We start from the raw sequence: 24472 nt of genomic DNA on the forward strand, positions 1-24472 counted from the left end.
CCGGTCAGTCCCAGTCGACCGGGAGGCTGCGCACGCCGTAGTTGACCGTGTCGTCGCGGATCGAGATCTGGTCCGGCGAACCCGCGAGCCGCAGGCCCGGCAGTTCCCGCGCCAGACCCGAGAACCCGATGCGCAGCACGGTGCGCGCCAGCTGCGCGCCGAGGCAGTGGTGCACGCCGTGGCCGAACGCCACGTGCCCGTTCGTGGAACGGCTGACGTCCAGCCGGTCCGGGTCGGGGAACTGGGCCGGATCGCGGTTGGCCGCCGACAGCGACAGGGTCACCAGGTCGCCGCGGCGGATCGTCTCGCCGTGCAGCTCGACGTCGGCCAACGCCACCCGGATCACCCCGAACTGGAGGATCGTCAGGTAGCGCAGCAGCTCCTCGACCGCCGCTTCGGCCAGCGAGGGGTCGGCGCGCAGCGCGGCGAACTGGTCCGGGTTGACCAGCAGGGCGTAGGTGCCCAGCGCGAAGGTGGTGGTCGTGGTGTCCTTCGCACCGGTCACCAGGAGCACGCCCATGGTGATGACCTCGTCGGTGGTCAGCTCGTCGTCGGCGACCAGCGCGCTGAGCAGGTCGTCACCGGGCCGCTCCGCCTTGTCCCGCACGAACTCCGCCACCACCTGGCACAGCTGCTCCCACTCGGCAATGCCCGGCTCGCCGTCCAGGACGAGCATCCGCTCGGCGACCCGGCGGAAACCCGCCTCGTCGGCGAGCCGGATGCCGAGCAGCTCGCCGATCACCTCGTCGGTCAGCGGCGCGGCGAAGGACGTCACCAGATCGGTGGGGCCGCCGGTGCGCCGCATCGCGGCCAAGCGCTCGCCGACGAGCTGCTCGACACGTGCCTCCAGCACCCGCATCCGGCGGGCGCTGAACCAGGACGCGAGCTTGCGCCGGTACCAGGTGTGCTCGGGCGGGTCGAGCACGCTGAACATCCCGGCCGGTGGCGGCAGTTCCACCTCCGGGATCTTCGGGAAGAACTGCAGTTCCAAGCCGGTGCCGAAGCGCGGGTCGACCAGCACCTCCCGGACCAGCGCGTGGCTGGTCACCAGCCAGCCGCGGCGCCCGCCGGGGCAGTGCATGCGCGCCAGCGGCCGCTCCTCGCGCAGCTCCCGCAACCCGTCGTGCGGGTCGAACGGGCAGCTGCGCGTGGTCGGGTGCACCACCGGTTCCGGTAGGGCCTCGGTCATCTCACGCTCCTGGAACTCCGCTGGACTGGCCGGTAGGCATGATCCGCCACCCCGCGGCGGCGAGCACCGCGAGTCACCCGACCAGTCCGCGCCCGGTGGCGTGAACGCCCTGGGGCGCAACGGAGTTCGGCAGCTGTCTCAGGTGTTCCGCACCTCCTCGGGGGTGGTCTCGCGCAGCGTCCCGTCCAGCAGCAGCCACCGGGTGATGCCGATCGACTCCAGGAACGGCACGTCGTGGCTGGCCACGATCAGCGCGCCCGCGTAGGACTCCAGGGCCGTGGTGAGCTGGCGGGCGCTGGCCATGTCCAGGTTGTTGGTCGGCTCGTCCAGCATCAGCAGCTGCGGTGCGGGCTCGGCGAGCACGAGCGCAGCGAGGGTGGCGCGGAACCGCTCCCCGCCGGACAGCTCCGCCACCGGCTTGTCGGCGCGCTCCCCGGTGAACAGGAAGCGGGCCAGCCCGGCCCGGATCCGGTTGTTGGTCGATCCGGGCGCGAACCGCGCCACGTTCTCCGCGATGCTCGCCCCCTCGTCCAGGACGTCGAGCCGCTGCGGCAGGAAGCGCAGCGGGACGTGCACGACCGCCTCCCCGGCCAGCGGCGCCAGCTCACCGGCGATCGTGCGCAGCAGCGTCGTCTTGCCGGACCCGTTCCGCCCGACCAGCGCGACCCGCTCCGGCCCGTGCAGGTCGAACCCGCCCGGCGCCTGCGTCCCGTAGCGCAGGCGCAGCTCGCGCGCGGTCAGCACGGTGCGCCCGGTCGGCACCGCCGTGCGCGGCAGGTCGACCCGGATCTCGTCGTCGTCGCGCACCGCCTCCGCCGCCTCGGCCAACCGCTCCGCGGCCTCGGCGAGCTTCGTCTCGTGCATGATGCGGTGCTTGCCCGCCGACACCTGGGCCGCGCGCTTGCGCTGCGCCATCACCGCTTTCGGCTCGCGCTTGGTGTCCCACATCTTCTGGCCGTAGCGCCTGCGCCGGGCCAGCTTGACGTTCGCGTCGACGAGTTCGCGCTGCTGCCTGCGCAGATCGGTCTCGGCGACGCGGACCATCCGCTGCGCCGCTTCCTGCTCGACCGAGACGGCCTCCTCGTACGCGGCGAGATCGCCGCCGTACCAGCTGATCTCGCCGTCCCGCAGGTCGGCGATCCGGTCCACCTCGGCCAGCAGCTCGCGGTCGTGGCTGACCACGACCAGCACCCCGGGCCAGGCCGCGACCGCCGAGCGCAGCCGCCGCCTGGCCCGGCGGTCCAGGTTGTTGGTCGGTTCGTCGAGCAGCAGGACGTCCGGCCGGGCCAGCAGCAGCGCGGCGAGCCGGAGCAGCACCGACTCCCCGCCGGAGACCTCGCCGATCGTCCGGTCCAGCCCGACGTGCCCCAGGCCGAGACCGTCGAGCACGGCCGACGCGCGCTCCTCGACGTCCCAGTCCTCGCCGATCGCGGCGAAGTGCTCCTCGCGCACGTCACCGGCGCGGACGGCGCGCAGCGCCGCGCGGATCCCGGCGATGCCCAGGGCTTCGTCGACGCGCAATCCGGTGTCGAGCGCGACGTTCTGCGGCAGGTAGCCGATCTCGCCGCTGACGCGGATCGCACCAGCGGTGGGGGTCAGCTCCCCGGCCAGCAGCTTCAGCAGCGTGGACTTCCCCGATCCGTTGAGCCCGACGAGCCCGGTGCGGCCGGGCCCGAAGGCGGCCTGCAGGCCGTCGAAGACGCGGCCGCCGTCGGGCCACTCGAAGCTGAGCCCGACGCAGCCGACGCCGGGGTGTTGGTGCGGGGACGATGACATGAGGACCTCCCGGAGTCCGGATCGAACGGTGTGCGCGACACGTTCGAGACGCCGCGAGCGACACAGCGGAGGTCCGCGCCCGGTGCACGGGTGGGAAGACGGCTCACATCGCAGAGGTCGCAACCGGTTCCGGGCTCAGCACGAGCCACGGCACAACGGCGTCTCGAGGACCTCAGATGAACAACGTCTCTCCCCGCGGGCGGCAGCAGAAGCACGGCGAAGCTACCGCCTGCCCGGACGGGGCGTCAACGGATTAAACCGGCCCCCGCTTCAGCGGGTCCGGAACGCCCGGCGGTAGGGCGTCGTGCCCAGCGCGCGGAGGAAGCGCCGGTGGAGGTTGGTCGCCGAGGAGAGCGTCCAGCGTGAGGCCGGAAGTCTCCAGCAGCTCCCGCGCCGCGGCGATCCGCCGGGACAGCAACCACTGCCCGGGCATCCGGCTCCGCTCGCTGTGGCGCGGGGACGACGGCGCGACTGCCCACGTGCTCGAGATGGACCCGAACACCTGCTGGGAGGGGATCGACGTGCACGACCCGGGTCCCGAGGAGGTGTTCGTGGCGTCCGGGGGGGCTTCAACGACGGCGTCCGGGACTACCCGGCGGGCTCCTTCATCCACGCCCCGGCCGGGACCTCGCACATCCCGCGGACGGCGACGGGCTGCGCGCTGTTCCTCTTCTACCCCGAGGGGTAGGCCGGAACCGGCCGTCCGCAACGGTTCGCGGACGGCCGGGTTGCACCACCGGGACCAGTCGGCATCCGCCGATCAGCCGAATCGCACCGGAACTGGCACCGACCGGTTACCGTGGGCGACATGCATCAGAACTCCCGGGACGCGGAGTTGGCGGCCAAGGTCTCGCACGCGGACCTCGACAACCCCAACATCGCGCGCATGTACGACTACCTGCTCGGCGGATCGGCGAACTTCGCGATCGACCGGGAAACCGCGGAGCGGGCGCTGGAGTTCGCCCCGACGGAGCGGGACTACTGCTACATCAACCGCGGATTCCTCGGTCGCGCGGTGCGCTTCCTGACCACCGAGGCCGGGATCGACCAGTTCATCGACCTGGGCTCCGGTGTGCCGACGGTCGGCAACGTGCACGAGATCGCCCACGCGCACAACCCGGAGGCGCGGGTGGCCTACGTGGACTGGGAGGCCGTCGCCTGCCACCACGCCCGGCACCTGCTCGGCGACGACGAGCGGGTGACGGTCACCGAAGCCGACGTCTGCGACCCCGACGCGGTGCTCAACGCCCCGACCGTGGCCGGTCTGCTGGACTTCTCCCGCCCGGTCGCGGTGCTCGCCTTCGGCATCCTCGACATCATCCCGAGCCCCGACGGCGCGTCGCTGGTGGCCCGCTACCGGGACGCCTGCGTGCCGGGCAGCGCGCTGGCGGTGTCCAACAACGCCCAGCTGAGCCGCACCGACGAGGAGATCGCCGAGCTCCGCGCGCTGCTGGCCGAGACCTCGACCCCGCAGATGCACATCCGCAACGCCGACGAGGTCGCCGCGCTCTTCCCCGGCTACACGCTGGTCGAACCCGGGGTCGTCCCGGCCGCCTACTGGCGCCCGGACCACCCGGTCGACGACGCCGCGGCGCGCCGCGGCAACGTCCTGGGCGCCGTCGGCTTCCTCGACCCGAAGCCCGCCTGACCACAGTGGACTGATCCGCCGGACGCGGGCGACGGGGGCGCGCCCCCGTCGCCCGCGCGGCGTCAGCCCTGCGCGTCCAGCCCGCGCTCGATGGCGGCGATGATGTCCGGGCGCAGCCGTTCCGGCCGGACGATCGCGTCCACCGAACCGACCTCCACCGCGCGCTGGATGCTGTGCACCGAGTCGAACTCCGCGGCCACCTCGCCGAGCTTCTCGGCCCGCACCGACGAGCGCAGTTCGGCCAGCTCGGTGGCCAGCGTGGCGCGCTCGACGTCGGCGGCCCCGGTCACCCGGGCCTCCAGCTCCTGCACCCGCGGGTCCTTCGCGGTGCGCGCGTCGACCTCGCCGGAGAAGACCACGGCCGCCGCCGGGGCCCCGCCGATGACCGAGGCGAACGACCCGTCCACCGCCAGCACGGTCATGTTCGGGTTGAGCGCCTTGGAGAAGACCACGAACGCCCCGCCGTGGTACCGCGAGATCACGCAGAACACGATCGGGCCCTCGAAGTTCACCACCGCGCGGCCGATCTCGGCGCCGTACTCCAGCTGCAGCTTGCGCATCGACTCCGGCGAGCCGTCGAAGCCGGACAGGTTCGCCAGCACCACCAGCGGCCGGTTCCCGCTGGCCGCGTTGATCGCCCGCGCCACCTTCTTCGACGACCGCGGGAACAGCGTGCCGGAGGTGTAGGTGTCCGGGCCGTCGGTGGGCGGGAAGCCCCGGCGCGGCACCGACCGCGACTCGATCCCGACCAGGCAGACCGGCAGCCCGCCGAGGTGCGCGTCCTGCACCACCGCGGTCTCCGCGTCGGCCATGCCCGCCCAGCGCTCCAGCACCGGGTGGTCCTGGTCGGCGATGGCGCGCATCACGGTGCGGATGTCGAAGGGCTTCTTGCGGTCCGGGTTGGTGGCCGCCGAGAAGATCTCGCCGACCGTGCTGAAGTCGCTGCCCACCACCGCGTGCGGGTAGTCGGAGATGTCGCGGTCCACCGGGTCGGAGGTCCGGGCCCGGCGCGGCGCGGTCTCGCCCGGCACCACGTAGGTGTGGTCGTAGTGCCCCATGAGCACCCGCCGGGCACCGGCCAGGTCGGCCGCCCAGTACTGGGCCTGCCCGTTCGGGCCCATCACCCGGTCGTAGCCGCCGATGCCGAAGTTGTCCTCGGCGGAGACGCCGCCGGAGAAGTCCAGCGACTGCTTGCCGGTGAGCACCATCGCCGAGTCCGGCGTCATCACCAGGATCCCCTTGGTGTGCATCAGCATCGTGGCCTCGGCGTTCCAGTACGGCTGGGCGCCCACGTTGATCCCGGCCACCACGACGTTGATCTCGCCGCCGTCCTGGGTGAAGTGCACGATCCGCTTCAGCGCGGCGGCCACCCAGTCCATGTTCTCGGTGCCGGAGTCCATCGAGATGCGGGCACCCGCCGACAGCGCGTACCACTCCACCGGCACCTGCTCGCGCTCGGCGAGGTCCAGGGCGGCGATCACCCGCGAGCACTCCGGTTCGGAGAGCGCGCCGAGCGCCTTGGTCGGGTCGCCCAGCAGCACCACGCGCTTGACGCCCTCCGGGTAGCGCTCGGTCGGCGTGCTGGCCACGCCCGCCACGATGCCCGCCTTGTTCAGGCCCTTCGGCCGGTCCACCGGGACCAGCGCGCCGGTGTCGTCCAGGTCGTGCTCGACGAAGGTCCCGTTGGCCCCGGCCACCACGTCGATCAGCTCGTACGGGTAGACGTTGCCGCGCCGCCGGGCGCGCAGCACCTTCTGGCCGTAGTCGTCCAGCGGCTGGATCGGCTCGGTCGGCGGTTCGGTCAGCTCGATGGTCAGCCCGGCCCCGGCCCCGTAGGCCAGCCGCAGCGCGACGTCGCTGAGCTCGCCGGTCTCCTGGTCCCGCTGCCGACCCAGGTACAGGACCTCCTCCAGCCCGGCGCCCGCGGTCCGCGGCGCCACCCGAGCGGCGACCGCGTTGAGGGCCTGCTCGGAGATGTCGCTGGACGGCCACACGTAGAGCACGATCCGGTTCGCGTCGAGCCGCTTCTTGGCCGGGCGTTGGGCCTGGACCCGGCGGATCGCGTCCAGGCAGGCGTCCAGCACCGCCTCGGCGGCGGGCAGCGCCACGACCCGGCCGTCGGAGTCGCGTAGCGGCGTCAGGTCGCGGATCTGCGCCATCGCGACCAACCGCTCGTCGGCCGGGTTCTCCGGCGCGACGCAGCGCAGCAGGTGGACGTCCTCGTCGGCCGACGGCAGCCGGGTGATGTCGAAGTTCTCCAGCCGGTGCAGCTGCAGCCGCTGGGCGACCAGCGGGTGCAGGCCGCGGATGATGCGCTCCTCGACCAGACCGCTCTCGCCCGGGCGGAAGGTGAAGTGGTGGTGCATCACCGCGCCGCGGCGGCCCGCCACCGTGGTGGTCACCCGCCGCAGCTCGTTCGGCAGCGGCAGGTCGGCCAGCGCGTCGCGCAGCGCGACGGCGGTGGCGTCGGCGTCCTCCGGCTGGTCGTTCCAGGCCAGGTAGATGTCCGCGACCAGCTCGGCCGACGGGCTGGCCGTCTCGGCGACCGCCCGGACCGCGTCGGCGAGCTCGCCGAACTCGGCGGCCGTGGCGACCAGCTGCAGGCGCTTGCCGTCCAGGTCGTACTCGGCGGTGACCAGCGAGCGGTCGCCGCTGCGCAGGCACCGCAGGTCCTCCAGCGCCCGGTCCCGGTAGTAGCGCCTGCTGAGCACCTCCAGCAGCGGCCCGTGGTCCGAGCCGTCGCGCCCGATCCGCTGGCCGAGCAGCCGCACCAGCGGTTCCGGGCTGGCCACCATGGCGGCGATGCGCTCGGGGCGGTCTGCTGCGTCGGGGTGCTCGTCGAGGTGGCGCAGGTGCCTGCGCACCTCGGTGTAGACCTCGGCGCGGGTGCGCCGCAGCATCGGCTGCGCGAACCAGCGGAACACCAGGCTGCGCGCGAGGTCGCCGACGACCGGGAAGCGCACCTGGGTCGCCACGATGAGGTGTTCGAGGGCGTGGCCCACCGTCTCCCGCACCGCGGCCGGGGGCAGCGGCTCGGTGAGCCACTGCTTGAGCAGCGTGGTCACCACGACCACGTCCGAGGCGGCCCGCTGCTGGGCCAGGAAGATGCGGAAGACCGCCTCCTCCAGCGCGGGGGTCCGGTCCAGGCCGTCGACGCCGTAGTGCCCGACCACGCGGGTGAGCCGGTTCTGGAAGGTCTCCGGGAGCCCGGCGCGCTCGACGTCGAGGCTCTGCAGGTAGGTGTGGAAGAACTCGCGCGGGCTGTGCACCTGGACGTCGGCGGTGGAGTCCTGCGCGGCCGGTTTGTTCCGGCTCAGCTCGGACAGGTCGGCGAAGACCCAGAGCAGGTCGACCTCGCCGGTCAGCGGCCGCTCGCCGGAGGCCACCAGCTCGGCGCGGGCAGCGAGGTAGTCGGCCAGCACGCGCTGCTGGTCGTGCGGGTCGGCGTCGAACCCGAGCAGGCGGCTGCGCAGGTCCTGCAGCCCGCGCTGCACGCGGTCCTGCGCGGACACCCCGGTGGGCGCCGCGGGCAGCACGACCTCGGCGGTGCTCGTCGCGCTCGCGGCCTCGTCGCCGTCCTCTCCGATCGGCTCCAGGCGCAGCAGCGGAGCGCCGGTCTCCACCTGGCTGCCGACCGAGACCAGGCATTCGCGCAGCCGGGCGCGGAACGGCGCGCGCAGCACCGTCTCCATCTTCATGCTCTCCAGGACGAGCACCGGTGCCCCGGCCTCGACCTCGGCGCCGACCTCCAGCGGGGTGGCGACCACGAGCGCCGGCGACTGCGAGCGCAGCACGCCGCCCTCGTCGCGGCTGATCCGGTGCGTCACGCCGTCCACCTCGACCAGGTGGATCGGGCCGTGCGTGCCGGTGACCAGCCGGAACCGCTGCCCGTTGACCAGCAGCTGGCCGGTGGCGGCGTCGAACCGCTCGAGCTCGGCGTCGACCATGCGCACGTCGTCGCCGTTGGCGAAGCCGACCCGGTAGCGCTGCGGGCCGACCTGGGCGACCAGCACGCGGTAGCTCGCGCCGCGCAGCTTGAGGTCGATCGCGCGGCCGCCCTCGTGCTGGACCTGCGGTCGACCGCCGTGCGCGGTGGACAGCAGCCGCTGCAGCTCGACCTGCGCCTCGTCCTCGTAGGCCTCGATCGCCGCCGCGGCCAGCGCGACCCCGGAGCCGCTGTCGCACACCAGGCGGCCCTGCTCGCGGACCCGGTCGATCCAGCCGGTGTCCGCGCTGCCGTCGATCACCTCGGGTTCGCCGAGCAGGTCGAGCAGGAAGCTCTTGTTGGTGGTGCCGCCCTCGATGATCACCGTGGTCTGGGACAGCGCGCGCCGCAGGCGGCCCAGCGCCTCGTCCCGGTTCCGCCCGTAGGCGATGATCTTGGCGATCATCGAGTCGAAGTCGGCGGGGATGGTGTCGCCCTCGCTGACGCCGGTGTCGACGCGGATGCCGGGGCCCGCGGGCAGGTCGAGCAGGGCGATCCGGCCGGGCGCGGGCGCGAAGTCGCGGTCCGGGTCCTCGGCGTTGAGCCGGGCCTCGACCGCGTGCCCGATCTCGGCCGGGGGCTCGCCGTCGAGCTTGCCGCCCGCCGCCACGTGCAGCTGGGCCTTGACCAGGTCCACGCCGGTGGTGGCCTCGGTGATCGGGTGCTCCACCTGCAGCCGGGTGTTGACCTCGAGGAAGGCGAACAGCTGCTCGGCGGGCTGGTACAGGAACTCGACGGTCCCGGCGCCGCGGTAGTCGGCGGCCAGCGCCAGCCGCTCGGCCGCGGCCTTGAGCTCGCGCACCTGCTCGGCGCCGAGCACCGGCGAGGCCGACTCCTCGATGATCTTCTGGTTCCGGCGCTGCACGGAGCAGTCCCTGACCCCGAGCGCCCAGGCCGTGCCCTGCCCGTCGGCGATCACCTGGACCTCGACGTGGCGGGCGCCGGTGACCAGCCGCTCCAGGAACAGCACCCCGCTGCCGAAGGCGCGCTCGGCTTCGAGGCTGGTGCGCTCGTAGGCCTCCGCCAACTCCTCCTCGGAGTGGATGACCCGGATGCCGCGGCCACCACCACCGGCGGTCGCCTTCAGCATCAGGGGGTAGCCGATGTCCTTCGCCGCGCGCAGCGCGCCGTCGAGGTCCTCGACCGCTCCGCGGCTCCAGGGCGCCACCGGCACCCCGGCCTCCTCGGCGAGGAGCTTCGCCCCGATCTTGTCACCGAGCCGGCGCATGGCCTCGGGGCTCGGGCCGATGAACGTCACGCCCAGCTTCTCGCAGAGCTCGGCGAACGCCGGGTCCTCGGCCACGAAGCCCCAGCCGACCCACACCGCGTCGGCGCCGGTCTCGCGCAGGGCGCGTTCCAGCACGTCGAGGTCCAGGTAGGGGCGCGCGGAGGCGGGGCCGAGGCAGTAGCCGATGTCCGCCTCTCGGACGAAGGTGGAGGTGGCGTCCACATCGGTGTGGAGCGCGATCGTCCGGATCTGCGCCGTGCCCTCGGCGTTGATCTCCCGGACGGCGTGGATCAGCCGCACGGCGGCCTCTCCCCTGTTCACGATGGCGATACGACTGAACACCGAGCCTCACATCTCCGACAACACGAGAAAGGCGACGGCCCCCGGTGCGGAAACGTCGCCGAACTTGACCTCAACCCTGCCTGATGGCGATCGGTTGCGAGAGGAGCAACGCGCCAGCATTCGAGACCGAGATTTGTAGGGTCCCGCCAAAAGCCCTCGCCCCGGGGTCCCTCCACCCCCACCGAAGCACGAGCGCATCACCCGATCAACACCGCCTGCGACCACCGAGCCACGCACGGAGATCACCCTCCGCGACGACCGCGGTCCCCGCCGCGACGTGATGATCACGACAAATCGCCGCGATCAGCCCGCATCCCGGTCCGCCGCCTTCGGCAGGCCCTGCGCCCGGTACCACGCGCCCCACTCCTCGAGCCGCTGGATGACGTCCTCCAGGGTCCTGCCGATCTCGGTCAGGCTGTACTCCACCTTCGGCGGCACCTGCGGGTACACCTCGCGGTGCACGATGCCGTCCGCTTCGAGCTCGCGCAGCTGCCGGGTCAGCATCCGCTGGGTGATCGACGGCAGCTCCCGCCGGAGCTCGCCGAACCGGTGCGGCCCGGCGGTGAGGTGCTTGAGGATGGCCATCTTCCACTTGCCCCCGACCACCTCCATCGCCGCCTCGACGGTGCAGTGCTCGGGCATGTCCGAAACGCTCTCCCGCACGCCGAACACCTCCTGGGTGGTATACGAACTGACACTACGGCACTTCGAAGACCGTACTTGTCCCAGCGCATCCGTCGGACGGAGGATCGTCCCGCGTCGATCGAGGACCGCGGCGCACCACCCGCTCTCCACGGAGGAACTGCGATGTCGATCCACCCTGCCCTGACCCCGGTTCGGATCGGCGGCACCGAGCTGCCCAACCGCGCCGTCATCGCCCCGATGTCCCGGGTCAGCACCGCCGGGGACGGCGTGCCGACCGCGCAGATGGCCGACTACTACGGGGGATTCGCGCGCGGCGGGTTCGGGTTGATCACCACCGAGGGCACCTACACCGACGACGAGCACAGCCAGGCGTACCCGGACCAGCCGGGCATCACCGCCGCTGCGCACGTCGCGGGCTGGCGGGAGGTCGTGCGCGCGGTGCACGACGCCGGGGGCCGGATCGCGCTGCAGCTCATGCACGCGGGAGCCCTGTCGCAGCTCGACCGGCGGTCGATCGCGCCTTCGGCCGTGGCCCCCAAGGGCGCCAAGATGCCCGCGTACGGCGGCGGGTCCGGGCCGTTCCGGACTCCCGAGGCCGCGACGGAGGAGCAGATCGCCCAGGCCGTCGCGGGCTTCGCCGCAGCTGCCGCACGGGCGCGCGAGGCCGGGTTCGACGGCGTGGAGGTGCACGGCGCGAACGGCTACCTCGTCGACCAGTTCCTCACCACCTACACCAACCTCCGCGAGGACCGGTACGGCGGATCCCCGCAGCGCCGCGCGCGCTTCGCCGCCGAGGTGCTCCGGGCGGTCCGCGGCGCCGTGGGGCCGGATTTCCCGGTCGGCATCCGGCTGTCGCAGACCAAGGTCAACGACTTCGGCTACCGCTGGCCCGGTGGCGTCGGCGAGGCGGAGGTGATCTTCGACTCGGTCGCCGCCGCGGGAGCCGACTACCTCCACCTCGCCAGCGAGGGCCGGGACTGGGCCGAGAGCGCCGAGCTCGCCCCGGGCGTGACGATCACCCGGCTGGCCAAGGAGCGGACCGGGCTGCCCGTGATCGCCAACGGCGGGATGCACGAGCCCGCGCGGGCGGAGTCCGTGCTCGCCGCGGGCGAGGCCGACCTGGTGGCGCTGGGGCGCGGCGCGCTGGCCAACCCCGACTGGCCCCGCCTGCTGGCCGACGGCGGGGAGGTGCGCGAGTTCGACCGCGCCATGCTCCAGCCCGACGTCACCCTCGCCAGCCAGGCGGCCTGGTCCGCACCGGCGCTGCGCTGACCCCGGGAGGCGGTCCGCCCGCAGACGGGCGGACCGCTGCTCAGCGCACCCGCAGCACGAACCAGGAGACCGCGGCCATCGCCAGCAGCACTCCGCCACCGGCGGCGACCGCGATGGTGAAGCCGCTGTCGAACGCGGTCACCGCCGCACTGCGCAGCGCAGCACCCGCTGGCCCGTCCAGCTCCGCCGCGATCTTCACCGCGGCGCCGAGGGAGCTCTGCGCCTCCGCGTGCTCTGCGGCCCCAACGCCCGGTAACGGCTGCAGGGCGCTCCGGTAGATCACGGTCGACGTCGTGCCGAGGATGACGATGCCCAGCCCGGAGCCCAGCTCGAACGAGGTCTCCTGGATCGCCCCCGCAGCACCGGCCCGGCTCGGGTCCGCCGCCGACATGATCGTGTCCGAACCGAGCGTCGTCACCACGCCGGTCCCCAGCCCGGAGCCCACCAGCAGCACGGCGACAGCGCCGTAGCCGCTGGAGCCGAGCAGGGCGAGGCCGAACATCGAACCGGCGAAGACGAACAGCGCGAGGGCGATGGCGCCCCGGTTGGTCAGCACCGCCCGCAGCTGGGGCGCGAAGACCGCGCCGAGGGCGTTGGCGACCGCCATCGGCAGCAGCGCCGTCCCGGCCAGCAGCGGCGAGTAGTCCGAGATGAGCTGGAAGCGCTGGGTGGTGAAGAACATCAGCGCGATGTAGCCCGCGAAGCAGGCCAGGATCGCCGCGGTGGCCACGGAGAACTTCCGGTCGGCGAACAGCGACAGCTCCAGGAGCGGTTCCCGGATCCGGCGCTGCCGCAGCACGAGCACGACGAGCAGCGCCACCGCCACCGCGCCGACGAGCAGGTACGGCGCGGAGACCGAACCGTGCTCGCCGATCTGCTTCAACGCGTACACCAGCCCGCCGAGGCCGAGGACCGACAGCGCGGCGCTGAGCGCGTCCCACCGGCGCCGCACCTCGTCCTTGGATTCCGGCACGACGACCGCGCCGACGACCAGCGCGACGACCACCACCGGCACGTTGATCAGGAACACCGACCCCCACCAGAAGTGCTCCAGCAGGAATCCGGCCGCGATCGGCCCGATGGCCGCGCCGACGCTGTGGCACGCCGACCACACCCCGATGGCGAACGCGCGCTCCCGCGCGTCGGGGAAGACGATGCGGATGATGGCCACCGTGGCGGCCGCGATCATCGCCGCGCCGAACCCGAGCGCGGCGCGGAAGCAGATCAGCATCGTGGGCGTGGTGGCCAGCGCCGCCCCCAGCGACGCCGCGCCGAACACGGCGAAACCGCCGAGCAGCACCTTCTTCCGGCCGATGCGATCGCTCAGCGTGCCGCAGGTGATGAGGAAGGCCGCCACGGTCAGCGGGTAGCTGTCGACCATCCACAGCAGTTGCGACGCGCTGGGCAGGAGGTGCTGGGACAGCGTCGGAACCGCGACGTGCAGGATCGTCAGGTCCATGCCGACCAGCAGCAGCGTCGAGCACAGCACCGCGAGCACCAGCCACTTGTGGTGCGCCGTCCCATCCCGCTGCGTCCCGCTGCCAAACCCCGCTCGGGGCATGCTCTCGATGTTCACGACGGAATCGTCGTCGGGCGGAGCAGAACCGCACAAGTACGGAATTCGTTGTGCCGTAGGCACATCGCGTATACCGACCTGATGTCCTGTCCCCTTAGGACATCGCTGCGCGCTTGTCGCTCAGGCTGCGGAGTTCGCGGACGCTGTCAGCGAGCGTGCGGTCACCGAGGGAGGCCAGCACCGCTTCCTCTGCTTCCGCGGTGAGTTTCGCGAAGTACTCGCTCGCGTGCTCCGTCACCAGGCACACCTGTTCGCCGTGCGGCGAGCAGTTCCACAGCGGCTTGTCGCCGACCGCGCACCGGTAGATCTCCGCCAAGGTGATGTCGTCCGCCGGGCGTCCCAGCCGCGCGCCACCGGCCCGCCCCTTCGCGCACACGACCAGTCCCGCGTCCACCAGCGGGACCAGGAGCTTGCGGACCAGGCTCGGGTTGGCGTCGAGCTTCCCGGCCAGCTGGGCGGAGCTCAACGCGGTCGAGTCGTGCTCGTCGGCGATCGCCAGCATGAGCATGAGCTTCAGCGCCCGGGAGAACCGGATGTCCAGCACGGCCGCCACCTCCCGCCCGCAGATCGGCGATGATCCTACCCGACCCATAATAGCAACTCTCACAGTTGCACTTATGCTCCGAAACTGTACTCTTGTCTCGAACATTTTCTGCCCGGCACGTCTGACAGGAGACCGCCACGGTGAGCACCCGCGCAGCTCAACTACTGTCCCGCCCGTTCGAACTGGGTTCGGCGACGCTGCCGAACCGGATCGTCATGGCCCCCATGACCCGCCAGTTCTCCCCGGGCGGCATCCCCGGCGACGACGTGGCCGTGTACTACGCCCGCCGCGCCGCGGCGGGCACCGGCCTGATCATCACCGAGGGCACCACCGTCGACCACCCGTCCGCCGGGTTCAGCGACGACGTCCCCCGATTCCACGGCGAGGAGCAGCTCGCCGGGTGGGCCCGGGTCGTGGAGGCCGTGCACGCCAACGGCGGCAAGATCATGCCCCAGCTCTGGCACGTGGGCGTCCAGCGCCCCGCCGGAGGCCCGCCGGTGCCCGGCGCGCCCTCCATCGGGCCGTCCGGGATCGGCCTGGACGGCACCCCCGCGGGCCAGGCGATGACGCTGACCGACATCGACGACGTCGTCCGCGCCTTCGCCGACGCCGCGCAGGCGGCCGAGCGCATCGGCTTCGACGGCGTGGAGCTGCACGGCGCGCACGGCTACCTCATCGACCAGTTCCTGTGGGAGCGCACCAACAAGCGCACCGACGCCCACGGCGGCGACCCGGTCGCCCGCACCCGGTTCGCCGCGGACATCGTGCGCGCCATCCGGGAGAAGGTCGCCCCCGACTTCCCCGTCGTGCTGCGCTTCTCCCAGTGGAAGGCCGACAACTACGACGCCCGGCTGGCCGAGAACCCCGGCGAGCTGGAGGCCGTGCTCGCCCCGCTGGCCGACGCCGGGGTCGACGCGTTCCACGCCTCCGGCCGCCGCTACTGGACGCCGGAGTTCCCCGAGTCCGGCTCCGAGCTCAACATCGCGGGCTGGGCGAAGAAGGTCACCGGCAAGCCGGTCATCACCGTCGGCTCGGTCGGCCTGAACAAGGCCTTCGAACCCGGATCCCTCACCGGGGCGGAGGCGGCCGCGGAGAGCATCGAACGGCTCCTCGACCGCCTGGAGCAGGACGAGTTCGACCTGGTCGCGGTCGGCCGAGCCCTGCTCGCCGACCCCCAGTGGGCGGAGAAGGTCCTCGCCGACCGCACCACCGAGATCACCCCCTTCAGCAAGGCTGCCGTCGACAACCTGCACTGACCCCGATCAACCGCAGTCGCCCGCATCCGCCGGTCCCACGGCGCGATGCGGGCACTGCGGCTCGACCGCGAGAGGCTGAGGCCCGAGGGGTATCCCGAGCACCGGATCGTGGAATCCGCCTGGATGACACCAGAAACCGGTCTCGACATCGTGGTAGTGCCCTCCTCGCCTGATCGGGAACACGGGCGGGAAACCGACTGCGACACCGCGGATGTCGAGCAGTTCCCCGGGCGAGCCGTCCGGATCGGTGATGACGGCGAAGAACCGCTCGTCTGCCCACCTGCTGGCGTCGTGGCGGATCGGTGACCGCTCGGAGTGCGTCAGGACCTCCCCGGTGTCGGGCTTGTACTCCCAGGCGGTGGCCCGCGCGTCCCCCAGTGCGGGCCCGTTGGGCCGCCGGTCGGTGTGCGCCCGCTCCGCCAGCACCGACCCGTCCCAGGAGAACTCGACCTGCTCGACGACGCCCCGGCCGTCCGGGGTCAACCGCTGCTTGGCGACCCGGCGGCCGAGGGGGTCGTAGCGGTAGCGCCAACGCGCCCCGTCCGGGGTCGTCACACCGACCAGCCGGTCCTCGTCGTCCCACGAGAAGTGCCAGCTGCCGCGGGAATCCCGGTGCAGCACTCGACGTCCGCGGTCGTCGCACTCGATGCGCTCGCCGCCGATCCGCTGCGGCCCGACCGCGGAACCGCCGCCGAACGTGCGCCGGGACCGCTGGTCGCCGATCACCTGCGCGACCTCCCGCCCGCGAGCGTCCCGCTCCCGGACCAGGACGACCTCGCCGCCGAGCGTGCGCCGGACCTCCCGCCCCGCCGCATCGTGGACGAACCGCAGCGTCCGCCCGGCGGTGCGCATCGCGACCGGTCGACCGGCCGCGTCGTACACCCAGGTGCTCTCCGCGTTCGACGGGGTCCGGCGGCGGACCCGCCGCCCCAGCGCGTCGTACGCCGAGGTCACGGTGCGCCCGTTGATGGTGTCGGTCAGCAGGCGACCGGCGCGGTCGTAGGTGAAGGTGACCTGGGTGTCGCCGTCCATCGCTGTCACGAGCCGACCGGCCGCGTCGTAGTCGAAGGTCGCGATCGCCGCGCCGCGCCGCCGCTCGATCACGTTGCCCTGCACGTCGCGGACCAACCTCAGCTCGACGCCACCCGCCAACTGTCCCACCAGCTGCCCGGCCGCGTCGTAGCGGTAGTCGGTCGCGCGACCGGCCGCGTCGATCTCGCGCACCAGCAGGCCGCGCGGGTCGTACTCGTACCGGTGGACCGCGCCCGATCCCCGGCGGACCTGCACCAAGCGCATCTCGGTGTCGTAGGTCCGTTCTTCACGGGTCAGCTCGGGGTCTGGCACCGCCTCGCACCGGTGCACCGCCCCGGTGGGCTCGGTGATCGCGGTGACGTTGCCGAAGGCGTCGCGCTCGTACAGCGTCGCGTTGCCGAGCGCATCGACCGCGGCCGTCGGCAGTCCGGTCGCGTTGAGCTCGAACGTGCGCGTGTTGCCGAGCGCATCGGTGATGGCGGTGACGTGTCCGCGGGAGTTGCGCGCGTAGGTCGTCGTCGCGCCCGTGGCGTCGACTTCGCGGATCAGGTTTCCGCGCTCGTCGCGGAACCAGCGGTGCACTGCGCCGTCGGGGTGGACCACTGCGATGACCAGCCCGAGCTCGTCGTAGTGCCAGCGGGTTCGGAGACCGTCGGGGCGTGTCGTCGAGACCCGGTTCCCCGCGTCGTCGTAGCTGTGCCGGGTGGTGCGGCCGAGCGGGTCGGTCGTGGCGAGCAGGTGACCGCGCTGGTCGTGCTCGAAGGTCGTTTCGCCGCCGAGCGGATCGACGATGCGCTCCACCCGCCCATCGGCGTCGATGTCGTAGGTGGTGCTGAACCCCAGCGAATCGGTGACCCGCCGGGACCGCCCCCGGTAGTCGATCGTCCCGCTGCGAACCCCACCCTCGCCCGCGGTGCGCACGCAACGCCCCGCTTCGTCGAAGACGTAGCGGAACCAGGCACCGTCCCGGTTCGCGATCCCCGACATCCGCTCGCCGTCGTATTCGAAGGCCGTCCGGGAGCCGTCCGGTTCCGACACCGCAGCCAGACGGCCTTCGTCGTAGGTGTAGGTCTTCAGCAGCAGGTCCTCGTCCGAGCCGCACAGGTGCAGCGCCGTGACCAGGCCCTCCGCCGCGTCGATCCGGATCCGGTGACCACCGCTGTGCTGGACTGCGACCGGCGCGCCCGCCCCGTCCCGCAGGAACTCGATCCGGTTGCCGTTCCGGTCGGTGACCGAGGTGATCGGCAGCTCACCGCCTTCGGATCCGAAGTGGAGGGTGATCGGACCGTCGACCACGGTGTAGGAGCCGTCGTCAGCGCGGACGAGCCGCCGAAGGGGGCCTCGCCCCGGGAGGGCGGAGCTCCCGGCCTGCGGAACCGGGAACTCGGCGATGGTGGCGTCCTCGGCGAGGAACCGCACCCCCTCCTCGCCCACCAGCAACCGCTGGTCCAATGTGGATGCCCACCCGGTGCCGAACGCACCCCGGAACCGGTAGGAGGACACGTGGGTCCGCCGGATGGTCAGCGGCGGGGAGCCGGGCAGCGCGACGTCGGTGTGCTCCGCGACGACCCGGCCGCTGGCGACGTCGACCCCGTTCCGCACGAGCGTCATCTCCGACGGGGCGCGGTCGTGCTCGGCAGCATCCCCGGTCGTGTACTGGGGGACGGTGATCTGCAGCTTCGCGCCGTCCGGCAGCGCGGCGACCTGTTCGGCGACCGGGCCGCGGATGCGCATGCACGCCACGGCGTCCTTGGCGGTGAGGTTCGCGTCGTCGTAGCCGCCGCCGAGCACGAAGAACCGCCACGGCACCAAGCGCTGATCCGGTGCCAGCGCACCGTTCTCGTCCTGCCACCGGGTGGCGAAGCTGCGGCAACCGCGCTGGTCGGGATCCTGCAGCAACCAGCGCGCCCAGTCCTCCAGGGACGGGCCGATCTCGGTGGTGCGCCCGGTCTCCGGGTCGAAGGTGACGACGCAGCGGCGGTCCCGCACGGCGAACTGCACCCCGAACAGGTCCTGGCCGAAGCAGAACAACCCGTCCGCCAACCCGCCGTAGGAGCCCTTCCAGGAGTCCGGGCGGTTCCAGGCCTGCAGCTCGGGGCCGACGCCGGGTTCCCCCGCGCGGAACACCTGAACACCGGCGTTGAACGCGAAGAACCCGTTCCGCGTGCTGAGCACGGCGGCCAGTTCGGCCAGCGGCCCCTCCCCCGCGTCGAGCTCGACCTCCCTGGGCAGACCGGCCGGGCCGCGGGACCGGTCGAGCAGCAGCTCCAGCGCCGAGGTCATGCCACTCCGGGAATCCGCGAGATGTCGACCCGCCCCAGCACGGCCTCCCTGATCTCAGGCGTCACCGCAGGCCGGAGTCTGGGCTGGACGACGGGGCCGGTCGGGGCGACGTCCCACACCTCGTACGGGTGCCAGTCAGGAAAAGCGTTGAGGATCAGAGCGCTGGCGAGGTCCACCTCACCGTCCTCGACCATGTGTCCCGCCATCCAGGTGGCCACGTACCAGATCGGCGGGTACTCCCCCGTCTCGTCGAGGAGCCTGCGAGCCACCCCGTACTGGCGGCAGTGGTGGGTGCCGCCCCACAGTCGGTAGCGCTCAGCCTCGTCCAGCTGCGTGAGGTCCCGCTCTGACAGTGCTTGCTCAATTCTCTTCAGCGGTTTGGACTCCCTGCTCCACTCGGAGCCACCGGAGAGTTCGAAAGCATCATAAGGACGGCCGTAGTTCTCCACGGTCCACCTCAGGCTCTTCCCCATCACGGTGTCGGCTGGCACGACTTCGCTCAGTGCGGAGAGGCGCTCGACCGGATCGAGGCCGTTGACCAACGCGCCGACCATCAGGGCTTCTCGGAAAGGAATCCGCTGCGCGAACAACCTTCCCGGATTCGCCGCCAGATCGCGGATGGTCGTTTCAGCCAAGTGCAGAGCATCTGCACTGCGATCGTGCCACCACAGCAGCTCGATGGCTGCCGCAGCGGCTGGCCAGATCAGATCGGCGGGCCGATCACGGCGCTCAGCAACCTCGAGCAGGAGATCCAGCTCCTTCACCGGAGAACCTCAATTCCTAGTCGACCACGATCTTGACCCTGTCACCGTTCTCCAAGTCTCTCACCTGATTCTTCATGGAGGCTCCTGCTCCTCGGTTGTCACTGGCGGAGATGTACTTGACGCTGGCGCCCTCTCCGCCCTCCGCGAACATTGCTGGTGGGTATTCGTCCCGGTCGAGATTCTCGGCTCCGCGACCAGGAATTCCGTGAAGCGCTTCCTTGCGGTTGAAGTCGGCGCCTGCCCGCTCGATCGTGAGCTCGGACGGCTTCGGAGGTTGCTCATCCCAAGTGCGCCCGTTCCAGATCTGCCCGCTCTGCGCCTCTTCGATGTGCAGGGCCGATTCGGGGTAGCGGCCCTCGTCGACGATGACGTACTGGGGGAGGTCGGCCTCCTCGGGTTCCGCTCCCATGGCGAGGGCGATCTCGTCGGCCTTCGCGCGCAGATCTTCCGCGCTCGCACGGCCGTCTTCGGCGATCTGCCGACCGAGCTCGCGGGTGCTCGTGATGATCTCCTCGGCGCGGCGGTCCCCCATCGCGTTGATCACGTGCCCGGCGGTTTCGATGGTCTCGTTGCCGAGGAGGCTGCCGACACCGCTCACCGCGCCGCCCAGGACGTCACCGCCGACGTCGTTGACCAGCCCGCTGAGCTGACCGACTCCTTCGACGGCCAGACCTCCGACCGCACCGGCCGCCTGGACTCCGTCGGCGACCTCGTTCAGGGCCCCGTGGGCGAGGTTTCCCGGGATGTCGGCGATGGTCTCGCCCAGATCGCCCAGCGCCTCCCCGATGCGCTCCAGCAGCGACGGTTCCTCCGGCGCGGGTTGCTGCGCCCGGATCAGCGCAGCAGCCGTCCGATTCGCACTCGCGTCCACGTCGGCGCGCGCCGCCTGCAGCTTCGCGGTCGCCTGCGCACGCAACGGCTCCCCGGGATCGCTGAACGGTGCGGCAGAAACACCGCCCGCGGCGGCTTGCACCGCCTGCCGGTGCTGTTGCTCCGCCCGCTCGGTGGCGGCCTCGCCCTGCTCCCACAGGCGAACGGCTTCCGCGGCCTCGGCCTGCGCCGCAAGCAGGTGGTCGGCGTGCTCGCCGATGGCTTCCGCAGCGGCGGTGAACGCGTCGCCGCTGGCGATCCAGCGGGTCGGTTCGCCGTCGAAGTACTCGTGGAACCGGTCGGCGGCCTCCCCGGTCCAGCCCCCGGTGTCCAGGTCCTGCAGGCCTTCCCCGATCTCCACCAGGGTTCGGCCGTAGGTGAGCAGGTGCTCGCGGGAGGAGCGGATCAGGTCTGCGTCGCCGGGGACCAGTGCTTTCGGATCGCTCGTCGCACCGAGATCAGACATCCCGGGCGCCGTCGAACTCGTCGAGGATCGCCTGCAGGTCGCGCTCCGCCTGCTGGTCCACTTCGAGGTAGTTGCCAGCGGTGTCGATCAGGCGCCGGGACAGCTCGCCGCCGTCCTCGGCCAGGAAGCCGAGCCCGCGCTGCCACCGCTCGGTGAACGATGCGTAGGCCTCGGACAACGTCGCGCTGCCCAGAGCGGCGGGCGCGCAGTCGATGTCCTCGACCCGCACCTCGTCCATCATGGCCAGCAGATCGGCCAACCCCAGTCCGGCATCCTTGAGCGCATCGATGTCGACGGAGAACCCGTCCGCGGCCACCTGCTGTCCTCCCCCGGCTGAACGACTTCCAGCGCAGGACGTTACGAAATGCGCGTTCTCCGGGAGGCGGAACCAGACACGTTCACCCGTTCGGCCCAGCCTGCGGGGCTAGTCGTCGAACTCCGCGTCTTCGGCGTCGGCTTGGCGGGTTCTCTCGGCCGCGATCTCCAGGGCTCGGCGGGCCGTCTGCTCGTCCGGGTAAGGGCCGAGGAGGTCGCTCGCGCGGCCCCGGTCGTGGTGTTCGACCTGGTGCGTGCGCAGGTTGAAGTACCAGCCCTGGTCCGGGTTCGGGTCCTCGGTCACGGTGCGCTCCTCTCCGCGGTCAGCTCGCCTCGGGGGTCAGCTCGACGGCGGCCTCGGGGGTGTTCAGCTGGAAGGCGAAGGTCTCCTCCAGGTAGAGCTCGATCGTCGTCGCGTCGTGGCCCAGGTAGCCGATCGACAGGTCACGGCCCAGGACCAGTTCGGCGTCGCCGCCGCGGGCGGACACCAGCAGGCCGCCGTCCAGGGCCGGTGACCACACGACGTCGCCGCCCACCACCCGCGACAGCTCCTCGATCGCGAGCCGCCCGCCGAGCACCGAGCCGCTGACCGCGGTGTGCACAGCCGTGCTCAAAAGCAGCGCGCAGGGACCGCCGACGCCCGACGAGCGCAGCGCGGTGCGCGCCTGCGCCACCGCTTCCGGGATCGCCGGGACGTCCGAGGGCAGGGCGACGGCCTCGTGGGACGAACCGCTGCGCAGACCTTCGGTGCGCGCGGACGCCAGGCCGTCGAAGACGGCGCTGTCCTCAGCCATCGCCATCTGCTGGGCGGCGGCGACCGCGGGCGCCCAGTCGGGGTCGCGGGCACCGCGCTCCACCGAGTCGACCGCCTCCCGCGAGACCCGGAAGGGCATCCGCAGTTCGACGACCGGTCGGGCCAGGCGCACCCGCACCTGCACGCCCGCCGCCGCGGTGCTGGGCTCGCCGAGGTGCCCGGTGCCCACCGCCGCCAGCTCGGGGCCCTTCGGCTCCGGCACGTCCACGACCCGGCGGGCACCCGCGTTGAGCGCGAACGCGTCGCGGACCTGGTCCTCCAGGTCCTGCCAGGCCGCCGCCGAGATCGGGGCCAGCTCGCGGTGCAGGTTGTTCATGGCTGTCGTCCCTTCAGGCTGCCGATCCGCAACGACGCGTCGACCTCCCGCGCGCGGCCCGGTTCCGGCGGCGGTGGCTGGTCGTCCAGGAAGTCCGCGGTGGGCACCACGAACAGCGATCCGGTGACCGCGGTCGAGAAGTCCAGGATCCGGTCGTGGCTGGCCTCGGCGGTGCCGAGGAACATCCGCTCCAGCATCAGCTCGATCACCGCCGGGTCGGCGGCGTAGCCGATGAAGTAGGTGCCGAACTCGCCGTCGCCGACGCGGCCGAACGGCATGTTGTCGCGCACGATCTGCCGCTCAGTGCCGTCCGGGTCGACGATCGTGTTGAGCGCGACGTGCGAATCGGCCGGTTTGACCGCGTCGTCCAGCTCGATGTCGTCGAGCTTCGTCCGCCCGATCACCCGCTCCTGCTCCTCGACCGGCAGCGCGTTCCAGGAAGCCGTGTCGTGCAAGTACTTCTGCACGACCACGTAGCTGGCGCCCTCGAACGGCGCGTCCTGCTCCGCGGTGACGGTCACCGCCGTGCGGGCCGCGGCGCCGCTGGGGTTCTCCGTGCCGTCGACGAATCCGAGCAGGTCCCGCTGGTCCCAGTACTTGAAGCCGTGCACCTCGTCGACCACCGAGACCGCGCCGCCCAGCCGGGTCAGCACCTGCGCGGCCAGCTCGAAGCACAGGAACATCTGCCGGGCGCGGATGTGCAGCAGGACGTCGCCCGGGGTGGACACCGCCCGGTGGCGGGGTCCGGCGTACTCCGGCAGCACGTGCAGCCCGGCCGGGCGGGGCCCGGCGTACAACCGGTCCCAGGCCGCCGATCCGATGCCCGCCACGCAGGCCAGGCCGCCCTCCGGGTAGCGGAAGCCCACCGCCCGCTGCAGCCCGGCCAGGTCGCCGAGCAGGTCCCGCACCGCCGCTTCGCCGCCGCCGTTGATCGTCAGCACCAGGAAGATCGCCGAGCCCGTCAGCGGGGTCAGCACCGGTTGCGGCTCCGGCGGCTCGTCGGACGGGTCCGCACTCGTCATCGCCACGCCGGTCCCTCCAGAACGTCACCGCGTCCTGCGGTGCTTCGCGGGAAGCATGCAGGAGCCCTTGCCGGTCGGCAACATCACGCGCCCCGGCGTCGATGGTGCTCCGTCCTCCCGCGCACCGTCCAAGACGTGCTTCCGACCGCGCGATAGGCCGAGCCGATGTCAGCTGGTCGCGGTGGGCGGGCCGACGTCGAGCGCACCGGCCGCGCGAACCTCCCGCGCTACCTGCACCAAGGCCCTGGTCAGCACCGATCCGGGCTCCACCGCGCTGGTGACCAGGGCGATCTCGGCGGTCACCGACGGGTCGCGCAGCTGCAGCACGCGCGCACCGGCCGGTGGCCGCAGGGTCCGGATCCAGGTGTGCGGCACGATGCTGGCCCACCGCCCGGTGCCGACGTGCGCGAGCAGCGCCACCACGGAGTCCGCTTCGAGCCGCGGGACCACCGCGAGGTCGTGGGTGGCCAGCGCCTCGTCGATCAGCTGGCGCCCGCGCATCCCCTCGATGAGCAGGCACATCGGCAGCTCCAGCGCGTCCGACCAGCTGATGGTGTCGGCCTGGCCGGTGAGCAGCTCGCCGCTGGCGATGAGCACGTGCTGCTCCTCGTAGAGCGGGGTGACCACGAGGTCGGCGGTGTTCAGCCCGTGCGGGTAGATCATCCCGGCGTCCAGCTCGAAGCGGTGGATGCGCTCGACGATCTCCGAGGACCGCAGGCTGGTCTCCAGCTGCACGCGCACCAGCGGGTGCTCGGCGCAGAACGGGTCGGTGAGCAGCGCGACGGTGCTCGCCGCGGCCGGGATCACGCCCATCCGCAGGTCGCCGGTGAGACCGGTCTGCAGGGCCGTGACCTCCTGCTTGAGGGCGTCGTGGTCGGCCAGGATGCGCCGCGCCCACAGCACCAGCCGCTCGCCCTCCGGGGTGAGCCCTTCGAAGCTGCGGCCGCGCCGCACCAGCGGCACCTTCAGCTCCTGCTCCAGCTTGCGGATGGCTTCGGACAGCGCCGGCTGGGACACGTAGCAGGCGGCTGCGGCGCGGGCGAAGTGGCGCTCGCGAGCGAGCGCCACGAAGTACTCGAGCTGGCGGAAGAGCATGCCCCATTCGACCACGCCGCACTCCGCCCGCCCG

At 72.1% G+C, this 24472-nt stretch carries 17 protein-coding genes; 3 read left to right on the forward strand and 14 right to left on the reverse strand.

Annotated features, from left to right (window positions below; translation table 11 throughout):
• Positions 1-4: 4 nt before the first annotated feature.
• Both F1721_RS22785 and F1721_RS22790 read right to left on the reverse strand, forming a co-directional pair.
• Positions 5-1189 carry a cytochrome P450 gene (locus F1721_RS22785; protein WP_150068777.1) on the reverse strand — a complete coding sequence of 395 codons (1185 nt, stop codon included), beginning with the start codon at positions 1187-1189 and terminating at the stop codon, positions 5-7.
• Positions 1190-1327: 138 nt separating this feature from the next.
• Positions 1328-2965, reverse strand: coding sequence for an ABC-F family ATP-binding cassette domain-containing protein (locus tag F1721_RS22790; protein WP_150068778.1), 1638 nt, complete (start codon positions 2963-2965; stop codon positions 1328-1330).
• An 808-nt stretch (positions 2966-3773) separates the two neighbouring features.
• On the opposite strand from F1721_RS22790, the gene F1721_RS22805 reads away from it, so the two are divergent.
• Positions 3774-4613, forward strand: coding sequence for an SAM-dependent methyltransferase (locus F1721_RS22805; RefSeq protein WP_150068779.1), 840 nt, complete (start codon positions 3774-3776; stop codon positions 4611-4613).
• A 62-nt stretch (positions 4614-4675) separates the two neighbouring features.
• Here the strand turns inward: F1721_RS22805 and F1721_RS22810 are convergent, their stop codons facing one another.
• Together F1721_RS22810 and F1721_RS22815 are read right to left on the reverse strand one after the other, a co-directional pair.
• The gene (locus tag F1721_RS22810) at positions 4676-10168 is read right to left on the reverse strand and encodes an ATP-binding protein (protein WP_150068780.1); all 5493 of its coding nucleotides are present in this window, start codon (positions 10166-10168) and stop codon (positions 4676-4678) included.
• A gap of 303 nt (positions 10169-10471) precedes the next feature.
• On the reverse strand, positions 10472-10831 hold the full coding sequence (locus F1721_RS22815) for a winged helix-turn-helix transcriptional regulator (RefSeq protein WP_387510346.1): 360 nt from the start codon (positions 10829-10831) through the stop codon (positions 10472-10474).
• 144 nt (positions 10832-10975) lie between these two features.
• Between F1721_RS22815 and F1721_RS22820 the strand changes: the two genes are divergently transcribed.
• The gene (locus tag F1721_RS22820) at positions 10976-12085 is read left to right on the forward strand and encodes an oxidoreductase (RefSeq protein WP_150068781.1); all 1110 of its coding nucleotides are present in this window, start codon (positions 10976-10978) and stop codon (positions 12083-12085) included.
• Positions 12086-12125: 40 nt separating this feature from the next.
• Here F1721_RS22820 and F1721_RS22825 read toward each other — a convergent pair whose 3' ends face one another.
• Entirely contained in the window at positions 12126-13661 is a 1536-nt protein-coding gene (locus tag F1721_RS22825; RefSeq protein ID WP_246155252.1) for an MFS transporter, read from the reverse strand.
• Positions 13662-13755: 94 nt separating this feature from the next.
• Entirely contained in the window at positions 13756-14205 is a 450-nt protein-coding gene (locus F1721_RS22830) for an RrF2 family transcriptional regulator (RefSeq protein WP_170301574.1), read from the reverse strand.
• A gap of 140 nt (positions 14206-14345) precedes the next feature.
• Between F1721_RS22830 and F1721_RS22835 the strand changes: the two genes are divergently transcribed.
• Positions 14346-15461, forward strand: coding sequence for an NADH:flavin oxidoreductase (locus F1721_RS22835; protein ID WP_150068783.1), 1116 nt, complete (start codon positions 14346-14348; stop codon positions 15459-15461).
• 6 nt (positions 15462-15467) lie between these two features.
• Here the strand turns inward: F1721_RS22835 and F1721_RS22840 are convergent, their stop codons facing one another.
• The 8 genes from F1721_RS22840 to F1721_RS22875 all read right to left on the reverse strand — a co-directional run bounded on the left by F1721_RS22840 (position 15468) and on the right by F1721_RS22875 (position 24453).
• On the reverse strand, positions 15468-18776 hold the full coding sequence (locus tag F1721_RS22840; protein WP_150068784.1) for a DUF6531 domain-containing protein: 3309 nt from the start codon (positions 18774-18776) through the stop codon (positions 15468-15470).
• Positions 18773-19540: a hypothetical protein gene (locus F1721_RS22845; protein WP_150068785.1), complete on the reverse strand. Its 768-nt coding sequence runs from the start codon at positions 19538-19540 to the stop codon at positions 18773-18775. The genes F1721_RS22840 and F1721_RS22845 overlap by 4 nt, the downstream gene beginning before the upstream one ends.
• A gap of 16 nt (positions 19541-19556) precedes the next feature.
• Positions 19557-20876 carry a putative T7SS-secreted protein gene (locus F1721_RS22850; RefSeq protein WP_150068786.1) on the reverse strand — a complete coding sequence of 440 codons (1320 nt, stop codon included), beginning with the start codon at positions 20874-20876 and terminating at the stop codon, positions 19557-19559.
• Positions 20869-21192: a hypothetical protein gene (locus F1721_RS22855; RefSeq protein WP_150068787.1), complete on the reverse strand. Its 324-nt coding sequence runs from the start codon at positions 21190-21192 to the stop codon at positions 20869-20871. The genes F1721_RS22850 and F1721_RS22855 overlap by 8 nt, the downstream gene beginning before the upstream one ends.
• A gap of 108 nt (positions 21193-21300) precedes the next feature.
• Positions 21301-21495, reverse strand: a complete 195-nt coding sequence (locus tag F1721_RS22860) for a hypothetical protein (protein ID WP_150068788.1) — start codon at positions 21493-21495, stop codon at positions 21301-21303.
• Positions 21496-21514: 19 nt separating this feature from the next.
• On the reverse strand, positions 21515-22321 hold the full coding sequence (locus tag F1721_RS22865; RefSeq protein WP_150068789.1) for a family 1 encapsulin nanocompartment shell protein: 807 nt from the start codon (positions 22319-22321) through the stop codon (positions 21515-21517).
• Positions 22318-23343: a Dyp-type peroxidase gene (locus tag F1721_RS22870; protein ID WP_150068832.1), complete on the reverse strand. Its 1026-nt coding sequence runs from the start codon at positions 23341-23343 to the stop codon at positions 22318-22320. The genes F1721_RS22865 and F1721_RS22870 overlap by 4 nt, the downstream gene beginning before the upstream one ends.
• Before the next feature lie 168 nt (positions 23344-23511).
• A complete protein-coding gene (locus F1721_RS22875; protein ID WP_246155253.1) occupies positions 23512-24453 on the reverse strand; it encodes a LysR family transcriptional regulator in 942 nt (313 codons plus the stop codon).
• Positions 24454-24472 lie beyond the last annotated feature (19 nt).

The sequence above is a fragment of the Saccharopolyspora hirsuta genome, from assembly GCF_008630535.1.
GTDB classification, from domain to species: Bacteria; Actinomycetota; Actinomycetes; order Mycobacteriales; family Pseudonocardiaceae; genus Saccharopolyspora; species Saccharopolyspora hirsuta.